Origin of the sequence: Sorangium sp. So ce448, assembly GCF_051520915.1 — a bacterium.
Lineage (GTDB): Bacteria > Myxococcota_A > Polyangia > Polyangiales > Polyangiaceae > Sorangium > Sorangium cellulosum_B.
In genome coordinates this window covers 2,153,658-2,168,366 of record NZ_CP150343.1, presented here as the reverse complement: position 1 = coordinate 2,168,366, position 14,709 = coordinate 2,153,658, and the positions used below count along the sequence as shown (strand labels likewise).

18 protein-coding genes are annotated in these 14,709 nt (G+C 71.1%); 9 read left to right on the top strand and 9 right to left on the bottom strand.

The window, feature by feature from the left end:
- Nucleotides 1-45: 45 nt before the first annotated feature.
- Nucleotides 46-996 (top strand): class D beta-lactamase, encoded by a 951-nt coding sequence (gene blaOXA, locus WMF45_RS08265; protein ID WP_437716399.1) that lies wholly within the window; start codon nucleotides 46-48, stop codon nucleotides 994-996.
- A gap of 33 nt (nucleotides 997-1,029) precedes the next feature.
- Here the strand turns inward: blaOXA and WMF45_RS08260 are convergent, their stop codons facing one another.
- On the bottom strand, nucleotides 1,030-1,956 hold the full coding sequence (locus WMF45_RS08260; protein WP_437716398.1) for an alpha/beta fold hydrolase: 927 nt from the start codon (nucleotides 1,954-1,956) through the stop codon (nucleotides 1,030-1,032).
- A gap of 152 nt (nucleotides 1,957-2,108) precedes the next feature.
- Here WMF45_RS08260 and WMF45_RS08255 point away from each other — a divergent pair, with 152 nt between their 5' ends.
- A complete protein-coding gene (locus WMF45_RS08255; RefSeq protein ID WP_437716397.1) occupies nucleotides 2,109-2,600 on the top strand; it encodes an LEA type 2 family protein in 492 nt (163 codons plus the stop codon).
- 53 nt (nucleotides 2,601-2,653) lie between these two features.
- On the opposite strand, the gene WMF45_RS08250 is transcribed toward WMF45_RS08255, so the two are convergent.
- Nucleotides 2,654-3,334, bottom strand: a complete 681-nt coding sequence (locus WMF45_RS08250; RefSeq protein WP_012234091.1) for a nucleotidyl transferase AbiEii/AbiGii toxin family protein — start codon at nucleotides 3,332-3,334, stop codon at nucleotides 2,654-2,656.
- Nucleotides 3,327-3,524, bottom strand: coding sequence for a hypothetical protein (locus tag WMF45_RS08245; RefSeq protein WP_437716396.1), 198 nt, complete (start codon nucleotides 3,522-3,524; stop codon nucleotides 3,327-3,329). Before WMF45_RS08245 ends, WMF45_RS08250 begins: the two co-directional genes overlap by 8 nt.
- 272 nt (nucleotides 3,525-3,796) lie before the next feature.
- On the opposite strand from WMF45_RS08245, the gene WMF45_RS08240 reads away from it, so the two are divergent.
- From WMF45_RS08240 to WMF45_RS08215, 6 genes are all read left to right on the top strand, one after another.
- On the top strand, nucleotides 3,797-4,084 hold the full coding sequence (locus WMF45_RS08240; RefSeq protein WP_044968017.1) for a hypothetical protein: 288 nt from the start codon (nucleotides 3,797-3,799) through the stop codon (nucleotides 4,082-4,084).
- A gap of 16 nt (nucleotides 4,085-4,100) precedes the next feature.
- Complete coding sequence (locus WMF45_RS08235) at nucleotides 4,101-4,982, top strand: galactose mutarotase (RefSeq protein ID WP_437716395.1); 882 nt, start codon at nucleotides 4,101-4,103, stop codon at nucleotides 4,980-4,982.
- Between the two features lie 130 nt (nucleotides 4,983-5,112).
- On the top strand, nucleotides 5,113-6,279 hold the full coding sequence (locus tag WMF45_RS08230) for a polysaccharide lyase (RefSeq protein ID WP_437716394.1): 1,167 nt from the start codon (nucleotides 5,113-5,115) through the stop codon (nucleotides 6,277-6,279).
- Nucleotides 6,280-6,436: 157 nt separating this feature from the next.
- Nucleotides 6,437-6,802, top strand: coding sequence for a DUF2089 domain-containing protein (locus WMF45_RS08225; RefSeq protein ID WP_437550717.1), 366 nt, complete (start codon nucleotides 6,437-6,439; stop codon nucleotides 6,800-6,802).
- Nucleotides 6,799-7,452 carry a YIP1 family protein gene (locus WMF45_RS08220; RefSeq protein ID WP_437716393.1) on the top strand — a complete coding sequence of 218 codons (654 nt, stop codon included), beginning with the start codon at nucleotides 6,799-6,801 and terminating at the stop codon, nucleotides 7,450-7,452. The genes WMF45_RS08225 and WMF45_RS08220 overlap by 4 nt, the downstream gene beginning before the upstream one ends.
- A 118-nt stretch (nucleotides 7,453-7,570) precedes the next feature.
- Nucleotides 7,571-8,671: an alpha/beta hydrolase gene (locus WMF45_RS08215; RefSeq protein ID WP_437716392.1), complete on the top strand. Its 1,101-nt coding sequence runs from the start codon at nucleotides 7,571-7,573 to the stop codon at nucleotides 8,669-8,671.
- An 81-nt stretch (nucleotides 8,672-8,752) separates the two neighbouring features.
- Here the strand turns inward: WMF45_RS08215 and WMF45_RS08210 are convergent, their stop codons facing one another.
- The 6 genes from WMF45_RS08210 to WMF45_RS08185 form a co-directional block, all read right to left on the bottom strand.
- Nucleotides 8,753-9,697 (bottom strand): bestrophin family protein, encoded by a 945-nt coding sequence (locus WMF45_RS08210; protein WP_437716391.1) that lies wholly within the window; start codon nucleotides 9,695-9,697, stop codon nucleotides 8,753-8,755.
- Nucleotides 9,694-10,305, bottom strand: coding sequence for a carbonic anhydrase (locus tag WMF45_RS08205; RefSeq protein ID WP_437716390.1), 612 nt, complete (start codon nucleotides 10,303-10,305; stop codon nucleotides 9,694-9,696). The genes WMF45_RS08210 and WMF45_RS08205 overlap by 4 nt, the downstream gene beginning before the upstream one ends.
- 254 nt (nucleotides 10,306-10,559) lie before the next feature.
- Entirely contained in the window at nucleotides 10,560-11,333 is a 774-nt protein-coding gene (locus tag WMF45_RS08200; RefSeq protein WP_437716389.1) for an acyl-CoA desaturase, read from the bottom strand.
- 285 nt (nucleotides 11,334-11,618) lie between these two features.
- The gene (locus WMF45_RS08195) at nucleotides 11,619-12,086 is read right to left on the bottom strand and encodes a hypothetical protein (protein WP_437716388.1); all 468 of its coding nucleotides are present in this window, start codon (nucleotides 12,084-12,086) and stop codon (nucleotides 11,619-11,621) included.
- A gap of 7 nt (nucleotides 12,087-12,093) precedes the next feature.
- Complete coding sequence (locus tag WMF45_RS08190; protein WP_437716387.1) at nucleotides 12,094-12,894, bottom strand: hypothetical protein; 801 nt, start codon at nucleotides 12,892-12,894, stop codon at nucleotides 12,094-12,096.
- Between the two features lie 10 nt (nucleotides 12,895-12,904).
- Nucleotides 12,905-13,651, bottom strand: coding sequence for a hypothetical protein (locus WMF45_RS08185; RefSeq protein WP_437716386.1), 747 nt, complete (start codon nucleotides 13,649-13,651; stop codon nucleotides 12,905-12,907).
- Nucleotides 13,652-14,159: 508 nt separating this feature from the next.
- On the opposite strand from WMF45_RS08185, the gene WMF45_RS08180 reads away from it, so the two are divergent.
- A complete protein-coding gene (locus tag WMF45_RS08180) occupies nucleotides 14,160-14,687 on the top strand; it encodes a hypothetical protein (RefSeq protein ID WP_012234081.1) in 528 nt (175 codons plus the stop codon).
- Nucleotides 14,688-14,709 lie beyond the last annotated feature (22 nt).

The window sequence follows — 14,709 nt, the reverse complement described above, 5'->3', positions numbered from 1 at the left end:
GATGGCTCGGGAATGCGCGCGGCCCCCGGCCGCGTTGAGGGCACCATGCTTTCTCCGCTCCCCGGGTGCCTCTCGCGCCGCGCCCTCGCCTCGGCGCGTCCCCTGCTCTCCTGCGCGCTCCTCGCGATCGTCACGACAGCGAGCGCCTGCGCCACGGCGCCGCCACCGCCGTCAGCTCCCCCGGCGGCGAGCGGCGTGGCGGCCCCGCCGGCCGCGAGCGCGCCGGCCGCGAGCGCGCCGGCCGCGGCGCGGACCGAGATCGACGAGGGCGGGGCGGCGCTCCTCCGCGCGGAGGGCGTGGACGGCGCGTTCGTCCTGTTCGACGCCGCGCGGGGCGTCACCCGCGTCGTGAACCCCGACCGCGCGGCGGCGCGGTACGTGCCCGCCTCGACCTTCAAGATCCCGAACACGATCATCGGCCTGGAGACCGGGGTCATCCCGGACGAGCGCTTCACGCTGCGGTGGGACGGGGTGCAGCGCCGCGTGCCCGACTGGAACCGCGATCACGATCTCGCGTCGGCGATGAAGCACTCGGTCGTCTGGTTCTACCAGGAGGTCGCGCGCCGGATCGGGCCCGAGCGCATGCAGGCGCACCTCGACGCGCTCGGCTACGGCAACCGCGACATCTCGGGGGGCATCGACCAGTTCTGGCTGACCGGGGGGCTCCGCATCTCCCCGCACGAGCAGATCGATTTCCTGCGGCGGCTCCACGCCGGCGCGCTGCCCTGCTCCGCGCGGAGCGTGGACATCGTGAAGCGGATCCTCGTGCTGGAGCAGACGCCGGCCTACACGCTGCGCGGCAAGACGGGGATGGAGATGGACGAGCGATCGAGCACCGGCTGGCTGGTCGGCTACGTCGAGCGCGGCGCAGACACGTACTTCTTCGCGACCGTGCTCGTCGGCGCAGGCAGCGACGGCGAGCGCATCATGCCGCTGCGCCGCAGCCTGACCCGCGCCCTGCTCAAGCGGCACGGCGCGCTCCCCGAGGACGCCTGACGCAGGCGCCCCTCCCGGCGCCGGCGCCGCCCCCTACGCCGCCGGCGCCGCGCTCGAGGGCGACGGCGCCGCGCTCGAGGGCGACGGCGCCGCGCCCTGGGACACCGTCGAGCGCGCCGCCCACGCGAACGCGGCGATCCGCTCGGCGAAGCGGCGCGGGTCGTCGACCTGCGGGCAGTGCCCGATGCCCTCGGGCTCCTCGATCTCCGCGTGCGGAGGGAGGTGCCGCCGGTAGTACTCGAGGTTGGCGCTCGGCATCAGGCGGTCCGAGCGGCCCCAGATCAGCAGGATCGGCATCGAGAGCGCGCCCAGCTGCTCGGGCGTGAACGCGTGCTCGCACCGGGCCGAGCGCCTGAACGAGAGGATGGTCTCGCACGAGAACGTCCGCACGACGTCGCCGGCGATGAGCGGGGTGAACCACGGGACGCGGTGGTAGAGGCGCGCGAAGAACGCGTGGGCGTCCGCCCGCGACCGCAGGTTGAACACAGCGAGCAGCTCGGCGAGCTCGGCCTGCTCCATGCCGGCGCCGGCCGGCGACGCGAGCACCAGCGCGCGCACGCGGCCGGGCGAGCTCAGCGCGTAGCTCACAGCGACCGCGCCGCCGAGGGAGTTGCCGACGACGATCGCCGGCTCGTCGAGCTCGCGGTCGAGCAGCTCGTGCATGGCGGTGGCGAGGCACTCCGGCGTGAACGCCGACGCCGGCGCCGCGCTCCACCCGTGCCCCGGCGACTCCGCGGCGATGACGCGGCGGGCGCGCCCCCGGAGTCGCTGCAGCACCGGCGCGTACGGGAGCGCCGAGGAGCCGATGCCGTGGAGCAGGACCACCGTCGGGAGCGGGCCCGTGCCCGGAGCATCGTAGAGGTGCAGCCGGCAGACCGACGTGTCGACCCAGCGGCTCTGCACCCCGGACCTGTTCAGCGCCTTCTTGGCGAGGCGTTCGGCGAGCGGGAGGATGCCCATGCGCCGGGCATAGCAGATCGAAAGGGTTCCTGCGGGGGCGGAAGCGCTCGCGCGCGGGGGGGCCGTCGAGCGATCGGCGGGACGCGGACGAGGCCCGGTGGCGCGCCCGATTTCCGTTGAGCTCCATGGAGATCCGCGCCACATCTCCCGCCGTGCGATCGCCTCTCCTCGCCGCCGCCGTCGCCCTTGTCGCGTGCTCGCGCCCCGAGCCGCCGACGCTCAAGCCCGAGCTCGCGACGGTGACCGCCGTCACCGTTCAGGGCATCGATCTGCGGGTCCAGATCCAGGCGTACAACCCGAACAGCATCGATCTCTCGACGCGCTCGATGAAGGCGAGCGTGCTGCTCGACGGCAAGTACGACGTCGGCACGGTCACCGCGCTCACGCCGCTCGAGCTGCCCGCGAAGAAGTGGACCCGGATCGAGGCGCCGATCTCGGTGAAGTGGCAGGACCTCACGAGCATCGCCGCGCTGGCGACGCAGAGCCGCGGTATCCCGTACCAGGTGAGCGGCACCGTCTCGATCGGCGGAGAGACGCTCAACGTGGATGTGCCGTTCCGCCTCGCGGGGACGATCACGCACGAGCAGCTCGTCACGGCGATCGGCAACTCGCTCCCGGGCCTGCCCCTCCCCGGCCTGCGCTGAGGAGGGCTGCCGCGAGCGACGAGCGAGCGAGCCGCCTCGAGCGCTCGCGCGCGTCATCGTTCCCGTTCGACCCTCGCCTCGACCACGGCCCTCGCCTCGGGCGTCACGCACAGCGCCTCGAGCGCTCGCGCACGCCACCCAGGCTGGTCGCACAGCCTCCTCAGCGCGCGGCTCCACGCGTCCTCGACCGAAGGCCCGTAGGCCCCGCGCGCCTTGTCCCAGGCGGCCTGCGGCAGCCCGCCGAGCACATGCTCGAGCAAGATGAGATCGATGACGTCGCGTGCGAGCGCGGCGTCGTCGAGGAAACGGTCCTCGTTGGCGAGGAGCTTCTCGGCGACGAGATCCTCGTCGGCCAGGCGCGCGACCGGCAGCTCCGGATCCTCGACCCCGGCGAGTTCGATCCTGCCTTCGCTGACGATCTCGAGCTTGATCGGTGCGCCGCCCACGTCGAGCACGACGCGAATACCGTAGCGATCGGCGCGCAGCTCGCGTCGGACCGCCATGTCGGCGACGAAGAGCCCGCGAACGCCAGCCTCGTAGACGCGCTGCCGCAGCTGCCTGTACCCCTCGCGGGAGGCACAGAGGAAATCGACGTCACGCGAGATGCGGAATTCGTCGCAGCGGAGCGATATCGCCGTCCCGCCCGCAAACCAGCACTCGGACTGCCTCAGCAAGGCTGCATCCAGCGACGTGAGCAGGTCGAGGATCCGCCGGTGCTCGTCGCGCTCAGCCATTGAACACCCCTCGGCCGTACCGCGCGACGAGATCGTCGAAGAAGCGCCGCTCGCGCTCGCTCATCGAGGCGCGATCGACCCATTGCCGGTTCGCCTCGTACAGCGCGAGGGCCTCCTCCTCCGTGATTGCGCGATCCTCCCTGTTCCAGAGGAGCAACCGGAGCTGCTCCAGCTCCTCGCCGACGATCATGGCCCAAGGATAGCGGAAGCCGCGGTCGGTGCACTGCTAACAGGGGGCACGCTCGCTGCGCTGCGCCGCGGGCGCCCGCGGCGCAGCGCTGGGCGGCGCGCCGTCCTGCCGAGGGCCCGGCGCGCCTTGCGGTCTCCAGCGTTGTCTCGAGCCCGCAAAGCTTGCAGAATCGCGGCGGAGGAGACGTCCGTGCCCGTTTACGAGGAGCCCCCCGTTCGCGCGCGCCCGCGGTCATCGACGCGCTCGCCCCCGCCGCCGGAGGGCGCAGCCTCATGTCCGGCGGCCTGATCTTCCACGACGGCGGCGGGGCCGTCGCGCGCTGCACGCGCTGCGGCGCCGAGGCGGCGGGGCCGTGCGCGCGCTGCGGCGCGCCCGTGTGCGGCGACTGCTGCGTGCTCACGGAGGGCGGCGCGCGCGTCTGGGCGATCTGCCTCGCGTGCGAGGATCGCGGCGGCCGCTCCCTCCGCCGGGGCTGGGCGACCGTCCTCGGGTGGATCGCGCTGCCCATCGCGGCGCTCGCGCTGGTCGTCGGGCTGCTCGCGTGGCTGCAAAGCAACTGAAGAGACCGGAGGAGTCATGTTCAGCGTGAAGGAAGTCGAAGGCGCGATTCCCACCATCGAGCTCGCCGACAGCGACGCCGCGAGCCGCGCGGTGCTGGCCCCGGCCCGCGGCGGCATCCTGACCGAGCTGACCGTCGGCGGCCGCGCGCTGCTCTACCTCGATCGCGGCACGTTCGACGATCGCGCCGCCAACGTGCGCGGCGGCAACCCGGTGCTCTTCCCCTCGCCCGGCAAGCTCGCCGGCGACGCCTGGTCCGCCGCCGGGGCGGCGGGCCAGATGCGCCAGCACGGCTTCGCCCGCACCCTGCCGTGGTCGCTCGACGACCATGGCACCCTCGAGTCGGGCGGCGCGTACGCGCGCCTCGTCCTCCGGTCGAGCGAGGCGACGCGCGCGCAGTACCCCTGGGATTTCCGCGCCGAGTTCACCTACACGCTGCGCGGCAGGGCGCTCCGCGTCGATCTGCGCATCACCAACGAGACCGCCGACGGCGCGCCGCCGATGCCGTTCGGGGCCGGGTTTCACCCCTACTTCGCCGTCTCCCAGGCGGACAAGGCCCGCGCCTCGATCGAGACGCGGGCGACGCGCGCGTTCGACAACACGACGAAGCAGGAAGCGCCGTTCTCCGGCTTCGACCTGACCCGGCCCGAGGTCGACCTCCACCTGCTCGACCACGGCTCCACCGAGAGCGCGCTCTCGATCGAGGGCGACCCGGGGGTGAGGATCGCCGTCCGCGCCTCGCCCGAGTTCACCCACTGGGTCGTGTGGACCTTGCAGGGCAAGGACTTCGTCTGCCTCGAGCCCTGGACCTGCCCCGGCGACGCCCTCAACACCGGAGAGCGCCTCATCCACCTCCGGTCGCGCGAGACTCGGGCGCTCTGGATCGAGCTCTCCGCCTGAAGGGATGACGGGCGCGCGCGACGCGCTGCAGGGCGCGCGCGACGCGCCGGAGAGACCGAGGAGCCGCGCCGCGTCGGCGGCGCGCGGCTTCTCGGTTGACTGCCGGCCGGAAAACGCGTCGAATCCCGCCATGACTTCTACCGATCTCTTTACCGCACATCGATCCCTGCTCGCCCCCTCCCGAGCGCTCCTCGGGCGGCGACCTCGCCGCTCGCTCTCCACCCTGGCCGCAGCCGCGCTGGCGACGACGCTCACCGCGGGCGCCTCCGCGGCGCCGGTCTGGACCGGAGACTTCGAGACGGGCAATCTGAACCAGTGGAACACGACCCTGAACGGCGAGCACATCTCCGTGGTGACGTCGCCTGTCCTCCAGGGCACGAGGGCCGGGAAGGTCCAGCTCACCAACGACGCGAGGTGGTCGAACGGCATCAAGCGCGTCGAGCTGAACCACAAGCCGGCCGCCGGGCGCACGGCCGAGGGCGCCCAGACCTACTTCGCCTGGAGCTTCTATCTCCCCGAGGCGCTCGCGGCGGACCCGCCGACGCAGATCGGATACTGGGAGTCCGAGAATAGCTATAACCAGATGATGTCGTTCGAGGTCGTCGGACAGCACATCAGCTTCGCCACCCGCAAGCCCGACAACAAGGTGCACTGGGAGGCGGACGGCGCTGTGAAGCCCGGCGTGTGGCACCGCATCGCGCTGCACATCCGGTGGTCGACGAACCCGAACCAGGGCTCCGTCGACGTGTGGTTCGACGGCAAGCAGGTCGTCACCGGCGGGAAGGCGCAGACGCTCGCCGACAACAACGCGCACTTCACGCAGATCGGCCTGCTGCGCAACCCGTCCGAGTTCACGGACAGCCCCGTCATCGTCCTCGATGACGCCGTGGAGGGGGACACCCTCGAGGACGTCCGCCCCGCGCTGCCCTCCTCCGGGGAAGGCGGCGCCGGCGGCGCGGGCGGCTCCGGCGGTGAAGGCGGCGCCGGCGGCGCGGACGGCTCCGGCGGGAGCGGGGGCACCGGGGCCGCCGGCGGCGGCGCCACAGGCGGCAGCGACGGCGCGGGCGGCGACGTGGCGCCCGGCCCCAGCGCTTCAAGCTCCTCCTCCGCCGCTTCCGGCGCCGGCTCCACCGGCGCGGGGACCGGCGGCACGGACGAGGTGGACGTGGCCGAGGGCGACGACGGCGGCTGCAGCTGCCGCGCCGCCGGCTCGCCCGCGGCCCCCGCGCCCATGGCCCTCGCCGGCCTCGGCCTCATCGCGGCGCTCGCGTCCGCGCGGCGTCGCGAGCGGCGCTGAGCCGTCGCGAGCGGCGCGAGCCGCAGCGCCCCGGGCGGGCCGAAGCCGCGCCGAACGCATGACGAGGGCGGTTCTTAAACAAAATTGATTTTCGGATCAATTTTCATCACCTCAACATTGACAATATTGACCTCGGTGAGGATAATCCACTCATCCCGTGGCAAGATTTGTCGTCCGATGCCCTAGCTGTGATGGGGAGCTGCGCGCGACGCGGCTCGGTTGCCAGAGCTGCGGAACCCACCTGGACGGTCAGTTCGAGATCCCCGCGCTGCTCCAGCTGTCGCCGGACGATCTCGCCTTCGTGACCGCGTTCGTGCGCTCTTCAGGCAGCCTGAAGGCGATGGCTCAGGTCCTTCAGATCAGCTATCCGACGGTGCGAAATCGCCTCGACGAGATCATTGGCCGGCTCGACGCGCTGGAGCAGGGCGTCGCGCGGCGCCGGCACGAGATCCTGGATGCGCTCGAGAAGGGGAGGCTCTCCGCGAAGGAGGCCGAGGAGGCTCTGCGCAAGGTGGGATTATGATGATGACCACGCCCGACGAGAGAGTGCGCGCGCTCGTGCGCGACAATGTCATCAAGCCCGCTGAAGGTGAGCGGCTGCTCGCCACGATGTCGCCGCAGCCTCCCCTGCGCGGATGGCGGCTCGCGCTGAATCCATTCGAGCGCTTCGGCGGGGGGCTCGCCGCCGCGGCGGGGCTCGCCGTCGCCGCGCTGAGCGTCGCCGTCACGCGGCTCGGCGTTCGCTTCGACGGCTTCCTCGACCTGCACGCGGCGCCTGCCGTCATCCCGTACCGGACGGCGCTCCTCGAGCAGGTCGTCGCGTGGCCGTTGCCCGCCCTGCTCTTCTGGACGTATGCGCGGCTCCTGCGGCGCCGCGTGCGGCTCATCGACTTTCTCGGTGTGATCGGGCTGTCGCGCGCGCCGCTCGCGCTCGCCGCCGTCGCGCTCGGCCTGCTGGCCCCGCGGCTGCCGGCGGGCGCGCCCGCGTTCACCCCCGAGCTGGCCGTCATCGCCGTCCTCGGGACGGTGTGTCTCGTGTGGTCCTTGACGCTCCTCGTCGGGGGCTTCAGGAACGCCTCTGGCCTGCGGGGCGCGCCTCTGATCGCGGGGCTCATCGGCCTCGTGCTCCTGTCGGAGATCCTCTCGAAGGTCGCGCTCGCGCACCTCGGCTGAGTCATCGACCTCCCCGGCGCGCCGCGCGGCGCGCTCTGCGGTGCTCGCGCGACCGCGAGGGCGCACCGGTGCGCCCCGGGCGGGGCTGCACCTCTCTCTCATCCTCGGAGGGCTCGTCATGTCATTGCGATCGGTTCTCGTGGTCCCGGCGCGCCGCGCCGCGCTCGCCGTCTCGTGTGCCGCCGCGCTCGCGTCGTCGCCCCTCTGCGCGGGCTGCGGCGCCGGAGAGCGCGCGTCGACTGGCGGGAGCGGCGCGCTCCCTGACGACACGGACGTGCCTGACACGGAGACGCCGCCAACGCCGGACGCGCCGGGGTGTCCGGCGGCGTCCAGCGCCAGGACCACGGTCGAGAACGCGCGAGGCACGCTGGTCGGCACGCTCGTGGTGCCGGCCGGGTGCGGGCCGTTCCCTGCGGTCGTGATCATCCCCGGCTCGGGGCCGACCGACCGGGACGGCAATCAGGTCGCCGCGGGCATCGAGCCGGACACGTACAGGCTCCTCGCGGAAGGGCTCCGGGACAGGGGCATCGCGTCGATTCGCTACGACAAGGCCGGCATCGGCGCGAGCGTCTCCGCGGCTCCCGGGACGGAGCAGGAGCTGCTCTTCGAGATGGGCGCCGACGACGCCGGCCTGTGGGTGAAGAAGCTCCGGGCGGACGGGCGCTTCGCGACGATCACGGTGGTGGGGCACAGCGAGGGCTCGCTGCTCGGTATGCTGGTCGCCCGGGAGACCGCGATCGACGGGTTCGTCTCGATCGCCGGCGCGGGCCGGCCCATCGGCGATGTCCTGCGCGATCAGCTCGAAGGGCTCCCGGACGAGGATCGCGAGAGGGCAAACGCGATCCTCGACCAGCTCGAGGCCGGGGAGCTCGTCACGGACATCCCGCAAAGTCGGGTGTTCATGAGCCTGTTTCGGCCGAGCGTGCAGCCGTTCGTCATCTCCTGGATGAAGCACGACCCCGCGGTGGAGCTCGCGGCCGTGACGGCGCCGATCCTCCTCCTGCAAGGGACGACCGATCTCCAGACCAAGGTCGAGGACGCGGAGCGGCTCGCCGGCGCGCGGCCGGACGCGACGCTCGTCATCGTCGAGGGAATGAGCCACACGCTCAAGGAGGCGACGCTGTCGAACGCGTCGCAGGCCGACGCGTACACCGATCCGAGCCTGCCTGTCGTGCCGCGCGTCTTCGAGGCGATCGAGGCGCTGATCCGGGAGAAGTGACGCGGATCCGGAGGACGAGAGCACCAGCTCGTTCACCTTGTCGAGGGCAGAAGGCCTCAAAGGATCGTGGGCGCGCCGGCATCAACGGACGAGCTCGCGCGGCGGAGTGTCGCTCTGCCCACGCGTCGGAGCGCTGCCGGGCGGCAGCGGCGCCTCGACGGCGGCCGCCAGCACGTTGCGCTCGATCTTACCGCAGATCTCGTCGAGGGGCAGATGGCTCAGGCTCGTGAGCGCGAACGGGATCTGAAGCTCAGCGCCGATCTGCTCGACCGCCAGGATGGGATACGTGATGAAGAGCGCGGCGATGGGCGTGAACCAGCCGATCGATGACACGAGGGCCAGCGGCAGGGCCAGCAGGTAGACGGCGATGAAGCTGCGGGTCGTGAACGAGTAAACGCTCGGGATCGGCGTCGCGAGGATCCGCTCGCACCCACCGGCGTGCTCGAGCAGCCTGACCCGCTCGCGATCGAGCTGCAGGAACGCGAAGGGGTCCATGTGGTGCTGGTCACGAGCATCGCGCAGCAGCAGTGCGAGGCGGGCGCTTGCGTAGCTGGGCATGTGCTCCGCCCCCGCGACCGCGGCGGCGTCGGGCGCGCCGACCAGCGTCACGACCTCAGGCAGCGTCCGCTCGGCGCGCAGGCTGCGGCGCGTGACATGCGCGAAGACGGCCACCCACCGGGGGATCGCCTGCCGCCACGCAGCGTCGGCCGGCCCGTAGGCGAAGGCGGACACGGTCAGGTTGCGCGCCTGGTTCACGATGCTGCCCCAGAGCGTGCGGGCCTCCCACCATCGCGCGTAGCCCGCGTTGGTGCGGAAGACGAGCAGCAGGCCGAGCACCACGGTCGACGCTTCGATCGGTTCCGGCCGAAGGGCGACGGAAGGCGCCCGCTGGTACACCAGCACGGAGGCGACGGCCGCCAGCGCGAAGACGAGCATCCGCGGCAGGAGCCGCGCTGCGACGGCGCCCTGCAGCGCGAACGCCTCGTACCAGAAGTCCGAGCCGGGCAGGACGCGCCGGGCGCTCATGTCGGGACGTCGTCGAAGAAATCCACGGCGCCCGTCGCGAGCGAGTACTCGGCGCCGATGACGACGACGTCGCCGCGCGCGACCATCTCGGGCAGCTGCCCGCTCTGGCTGAGCTCCCGAACCGAGGCGCGCACGTTGGCGCGCGTGGCCGCGGCGAGGATCGCCGCGCGGTCGAGGCCGGGCTGCCTCGCCTCCTCGACCGCCGGCCTGATCCGCGCGAGGATCTCGTGGACAGCCCCGGAGGGCGTGGCGCCGCGCTCCGTCATCCAGTCCAGCGTCGCGGCGAGCGCGCCGCAGTGCGTGTGCCCCATGACGATCACCAGCGCCGTGCCGAACGCACCGACCGCATACTCGACGCTGCCGACCAGCGTCGGGGCGACGACGTTACCGGCAACGCGCACCACGAACAGGTCCCCGAGCCCCTGGTCGAACACGAGCTCGGCCGGGACGCGCGCGTCCGAGCAGGACAGGACGATCGCGATCGGCACCTGGGTTGCGACCAGCGCATTGCGCGCGGCCTGGCTGAGCATGGTGTCGACGCTCCGCACGTTCTGGACGAAGCGGCGGTTACCGTCGCGCAGCCTGCGCAGCGCTTCGCCGGCTGGCATCGGCTCACTGCGTGAGAGGCTCGACGGCACGTGAGGACGATCTGAGGGCGTCATGGGGACATGCCTCTAGCATGTCGCAATGGTTGTGCGTGATCGCCTGGTGAAGGTTCGAGGTCCACGCCCGATCTCATCGTCGAGAAATCCATGAAGCGGGCGCCGGTTTTGCGGATATGCCCGCTGATGCAAGGCTTTCCCGTGAGCTTCTCAGGTATCGCCCGAGGACGCCGAGAATGCGCTGCTCCGGAGCGGGCTGCCTATCCGTCGGCCCGCGTGGCGTCGGGCTCCAGGCGGGCGACCTGACGCTTGTCGGGCATCTGGAGGATGCCCATCCAGGCGAACACGCGGATGACCTGATAGGCCGGGTCGATCTCGAACCACCGCACCGCGAAGTTGGGGCTCATCGCGTACTTGTGGTGGTTGTTCTGGAAGAGCTCGCCGAGCGTCACGAGATCGAGCGCCAGCGTGTTGCGCGAGTCGTCGTCGTTGTTGAAGTTGCGGTAGCCGTAGCGGTGGCCGCACCAGTTCACGATCGCCCCGTGCAGCGGGCCCAGGGTCCAGTGCAGCGGGACGAACAGGAACTGCCACCAGTGCGAGGCGAAGGCGATGTAGATGACGGCGTAGCCCGCGCCCCACGAGATGCGGCTGAACCACGAGTTGCCGATGCGGTCGAGCGTGCGCCACTCGGGGTAGCCGCCGCGGAACCGCGGCTCCACGTCGGCGGTGCCGTCGCAGATGGCGTCGTAGAGCTTCTTGGTCCGCCACATCATCGAGGCGGGCTCGGCGAAGTACCGCGGCGAGTGCGGGTCCTTCGGCGTATCGCTGTACGCGTGGTGCATGCGGTGCAAGATCGCGTAGGCCCAGGGGACGAGGTACGAGGAGCCCTGCGTCAGGTACGTGAGGAGATGGAAGGCTCGCTCGGAGCGCTTCGACATCGTGAACATCCGATGCGAGGCGTACCGGTGCAGGAAGAAGGTCTGGAAGAAGACCGCGAACGTGGAGTGGGCGACGAGGAAAATTGCTAGCTCCATCCGCGGGTTGTACACCGGAACCGGCCTGGCGGTAGGCCAGCGCACCGCCATAATGCAGACGTCCGGATACCCTCCGTATTTCGTTCTGCACGTCTCGGATGCGCGCAGCTCCGTCCGTGACGACGACTCGCGACCGTCGAGACGGTCGGACAGCAGCGGCGACGGGCGATGAGCCTGGCCATTGTCCTTGACACTGGCACGCTGCGGTCAGGCTCGGCGCGCAGAGGGCTCGAGCGTCCGTTGTAGACGCTAACGACACGGGCGCGCCGGACGTCGTCGGTCGCTCTAAGGGACCTGCGTCGCTGCGGTGAGGATCGCCTTGACCTCCCGCAGCATCTCGGTCGTCTCGGCGCGCTGCACCCCCTCGGCGAAATACGCCGAAAGCTTCTCCGAGCCCGCCCGGATCGCGTCGCTCTCCTCGCGCACCACGACGCGGAAGATCGGCCGCTCGGCGGTGCCCGCGAGGTCGACGCTGCCGTCGGCGGGCAGCGCGTCGCTCCGGTAGATCGCGAGCCGCTCGTCCCGGAACAGCTCTCGAAGACCCGAGATCTGCTCGGCGGTGAGCTTCCCGCGGAGCGCCGTTTTCCCCTGGTGCCCCTCGAACGTGCCGCTCAGCTCGATCCAGACGACGGTCTCCTCGCCTGCGCCGCGGTTCACCTCGAGCTGCGCCCAGGGCGCCGGCGGGATGTCCGAGCCAGGGTGCCCGGCGCACCCCGCGAGGCACAGCGCGCCCCACAGGAGGCCGCCGAGCACGCCCCTCCTAACACGTGATGATCTTGCTGCCATTGCTCGTGATGTTGAAGCAGGGGTTGACGTCGAACATCGTGTTCAGGATCCGGTTCGCCTCGTCCCTCGCGAAGGCCTTCATCGTCGACGAGCTGTGCTGCGCGTCGGCCTCGAAAGCGTACCACCACAGCCACAGGACCTGGTAGCCGTCCGCGCCCCGGCCGCCGGGCGACCCGATCCCCGAGCACCCATCCAGGTACTTCTCGTCGCACGACTCGCTCTTCGCAGGGCACTTGTTGCTGCCGTCATTGCCGCTGTGGCCGCACCAGTCCGAATGCCGCGCCTCGTGGATCAGCGTCCCGGCGCGCTCCACGACGTTCTCGTTGTAGAAGAACGGGATGTAGAGCTCCGTGTAGTCGTCGAACCCGCCCCAGGTCGTGTACGCCCGCTTCGACCCGTCCCCGCACCGCGCGTCCAGCTCGTCGAACTCACGAATCGTGTAGTTGCCGCCCCAGCGCAGGATGTTGCCGTTGAAGTCGTTCGTCTTGAGCGCCTCGTTCGGCGACGCATAGTTGAGGAGCTGGATGGCCTGGAACGTGCGCGCCAGCGGCCGCCTCCGGTCGCACGCGGCCTCCCAGCCGAAGCCGTCGTCCCAGTCCCCCTTGTCGAAGTCGTACGCATCCCAGTAGAAGTCGATCCACGGCTGCGTGCACCAGAAGCTCGTCATCACCCCCGGATCGGTCCCCCGCACGGTGTCGCAGGTGTCGGCGCGGGCCTCGGAGGCGACGCCGAGGAGCAAACAAGACGCAAGAACGGCGCTGATCGTGCTTTTCATGATCGATCCCTCAACGAGTGATGGCAGGCGTGTCGGTCCGAGGAGCCACCTTGAATACCCGCGATCCGGGCTTCTCCGGCTGCGCAGGTCGACCGTTGTTCGGGTTGTAATCCTTGACGTCGGCGACGTCCTCCGCGAGCGCCTTGCGCGCGTCGATCAGCTGGATCCCACCGACGTCGATCCCGAGGGCGTAGAGGCTCGCCGCCGCCGGGTTGCGCAGGAGATCGCCCGCGGCGTAGATGGCCTTCAGCTCCGCCGCGGCGCCGAGCGCCTCGAGCCCGGCGATCGCGCGCAGGCGAACACGGTACTCATCCGCGAAGAGCTGCTCGTCGGCCTCGGGGTCGGGGAGCTTCGTCGTGGCGATCTCGTTCAGCGGCTTGATGCCGTCGCGCGAGCCGAGCAGGCCAAGGAGGTGAGCCGCCCTCCAGCGCATCTCGCCGGGCCTCGCGGACTCGGCCTTGTCCGGCGGGACGGACAGCGACCACGCCTTGTAGACCTCCGCGACCACGGGGACGGCCGCCGGGCCGATGGCCACGAGCTCCCGGAGCGCCCGCGTGAACTCCTCCTCGTTCCCGAACTCGCCCATCAGCGAGAGCTGCCTGTTCACCATCGCCAGGATGCACTCCTTGCTGCACTCGATGGCCTGCGACTCGACAGCCGTTTCCTCCGGCGCGTCCTTCTCGGCAGGCATGGCGCAGCCCGCGGCCGCGCCGATGAGAATGAAGATCATCGTTGTTTTGATCGAGACCGACGACATGGTTCACCTCGGGTTCGGTTCGTGTCGGGGCGCTCTCGCCCCCAGGGCGGCGCGCGCGGCCGCAGCGCCTCCGCGCCGGCAGGCCTGCGCGCTTGTCTCACGCGAGCGCGATATCGATGCTGGGCAGGCGCTCTTCCCATCCCTCGACGTCATGGTGGGAATCGCCTGACCGGACGGATCAACGGATCAACGTAATTGCAATCGTCAGGCCATGCGCTGAAGGCACGGCTGGGCGGCCCTGCGCGGCGCCGCCGGAGGCCGCGCGCTGGGCGGCATACCCCCGAGTTCGCAGCGCTCGTGCGTGGAGCGAGCGCCGGCTTCGCGTGATGCCCGGGCGCCTCTTGGAATGGTCCGGGCCCCGCTCGGAGGTCATGCCCTGGAGGCCGGGGCCTCCAGGTGTGGAGGCTGTCCCCCCCAGCGCGACGCGCCGGGGCCTTCATGGCCGGCTTTGGCGCGGCCCCGCCATTTCGGTCCTCCCGCCGACGAGGCGTGGTAGAAGGCGACGACCATGAGCAGGCTCTCCGAACGTGCGTTTGCCGAGATGGTCGAGGCGGGGTGTCCCGCGTGCGGGGGACAGAAGCTCAACCTGCGCTCGTATGTCGACGGGCTCGTGCCGCTCATGGAGGGCGAGCCCGTCGGGCCGGTCAAGTGGGTCTACAAGGGCGAGATGTTCGTCGACGGGCTGTACGAGATCACGTGCGGCGCGTGCCAGCACCTCGTGTTCACCGACGACCGCTGCCCGAGGTGCCACGCCGAAGGGGGCCTCGCGCGCGGGCTCACGACGACCAACGCGTACGCGGTGCCGGAGCGGTGCTCGCGGTGCGAGCACATCGAGGTGCGTTATATCGCGTTCGTGCCAATGCGCGTGAAATACGAGGGAAAGCGCGCGGACAGGGCACAGACGAGCGTCGAGCTGCACGACCCCGGCTTCCACGGCTATCGCGTCGACTGCAAGGACTGCGGCAAGATCGCCGAGCGCGCGGACGCGTGCCCGATCTGCGAGAGCCCGGCGCCTATCCGGGCGCGCTTCAGCTGAGCGTCAGGCGTGGCTCGCGATG

Coding starts and splice junctions, on each gene's coding strand:
- WMF45_RS08190 (WP_437716387.1), bottom strand. CDS start 12,894: ATGAAAAGCACGATCAGCGCCGTTCTTGCGTCTTGTTTGCTCCTCGGC.
- WMF45_RS08205 (WP_437716390.1), bottom strand. CDS start 10,305: ATGCCAGCCGGCGAAGCGCTGCGCAGGCTGCGCGACGGTAACCGCCGC.
- WMF45_RS08220 (WP_437716393.1), top strand. CDS start 6,799: ATGATGATGACCACGCCCGACGAGAGAGTGCGCGCGCTCGTGCGCGAC.
- WMF45_RS08250 (WP_012234091.1), bottom strand. CDS start 3,334: ATGGCTGAGCGCGACGAGCACCGGCGGATCCTCGACCTGCTCACGTCG.
- WMF45_RS08240 (WP_044968017.1), top strand. CDS start 3,797: ATGTCCGGCGGCCTGATCTTCCACGACGGCGGCGGGGCCGTCGCGCGC.
- WMF45_RS08185 (WP_437716386.1), bottom strand. CDS start 13,651: ATGTCGTCGGTCTCGATCAAAACAACGATGATCTTCATTCTCATCGGC.
- WMF45_RS08200 (WP_437716389.1), bottom strand. CDS start 11,333: ATGGAGCTAGCAATTTTCCTCGTCGCCCACTCCACGTTCGCGGTCTTC.
- WMF45_RS08215 (WP_437716392.1), top strand. CDS start 7,571: ATGTCATTGCGATCGGTTCTCGTGGTCCCGGCGCGCCGCGCCGCGCTC.
- WMF45_RS08180 (WP_012234081.1), top strand. CDS start 14,160: ATGAGCAGGCTCTCCGAACGTGCGTTTGCCGAGATGGTCGAGGCGGGG.
- WMF45_RS08230 (WP_437716394.1), top strand. CDS start 5,113: ATGACTTCTACCGATCTCTTTACCGCACATCGATCCCTGCTCGCCCCC.
- WMF45_RS08260 (WP_437716398.1), bottom strand. CDS start 1,956: ATGGGCATCCTCCCGCTCGCCGAACGCCTCGCCAAGAAGGCGCTGAAC.
- WMF45_RS08245 (WP_437716396.1), bottom strand. CDS start 3,524: ATGATCGTCGGCGAGGAGCTGGAGCAGCTCCGGTTGCTCCTCTGGAAC.
- WMF45_RS08210 (WP_437716391.1), bottom strand. CDS start 9,697: ATGAGCGCCCGGCGCGTCCTGCCCGGCTCGGACTTCTGGTACGAGGCG.
- blaOXA (WP_437716399.1), top strand. CDS start 46: ATGCTTTCTCCGCTCCCCGGGTGCCTCTCGCGCCGCGCCCTCGCCTCG.
- WMF45_RS08235 (WP_437716395.1), top strand. CDS start 4,101: ATGTTCAGCGTGAAGGAAGTCGAAGGCGCGATTCCCACCATCGAGCTC.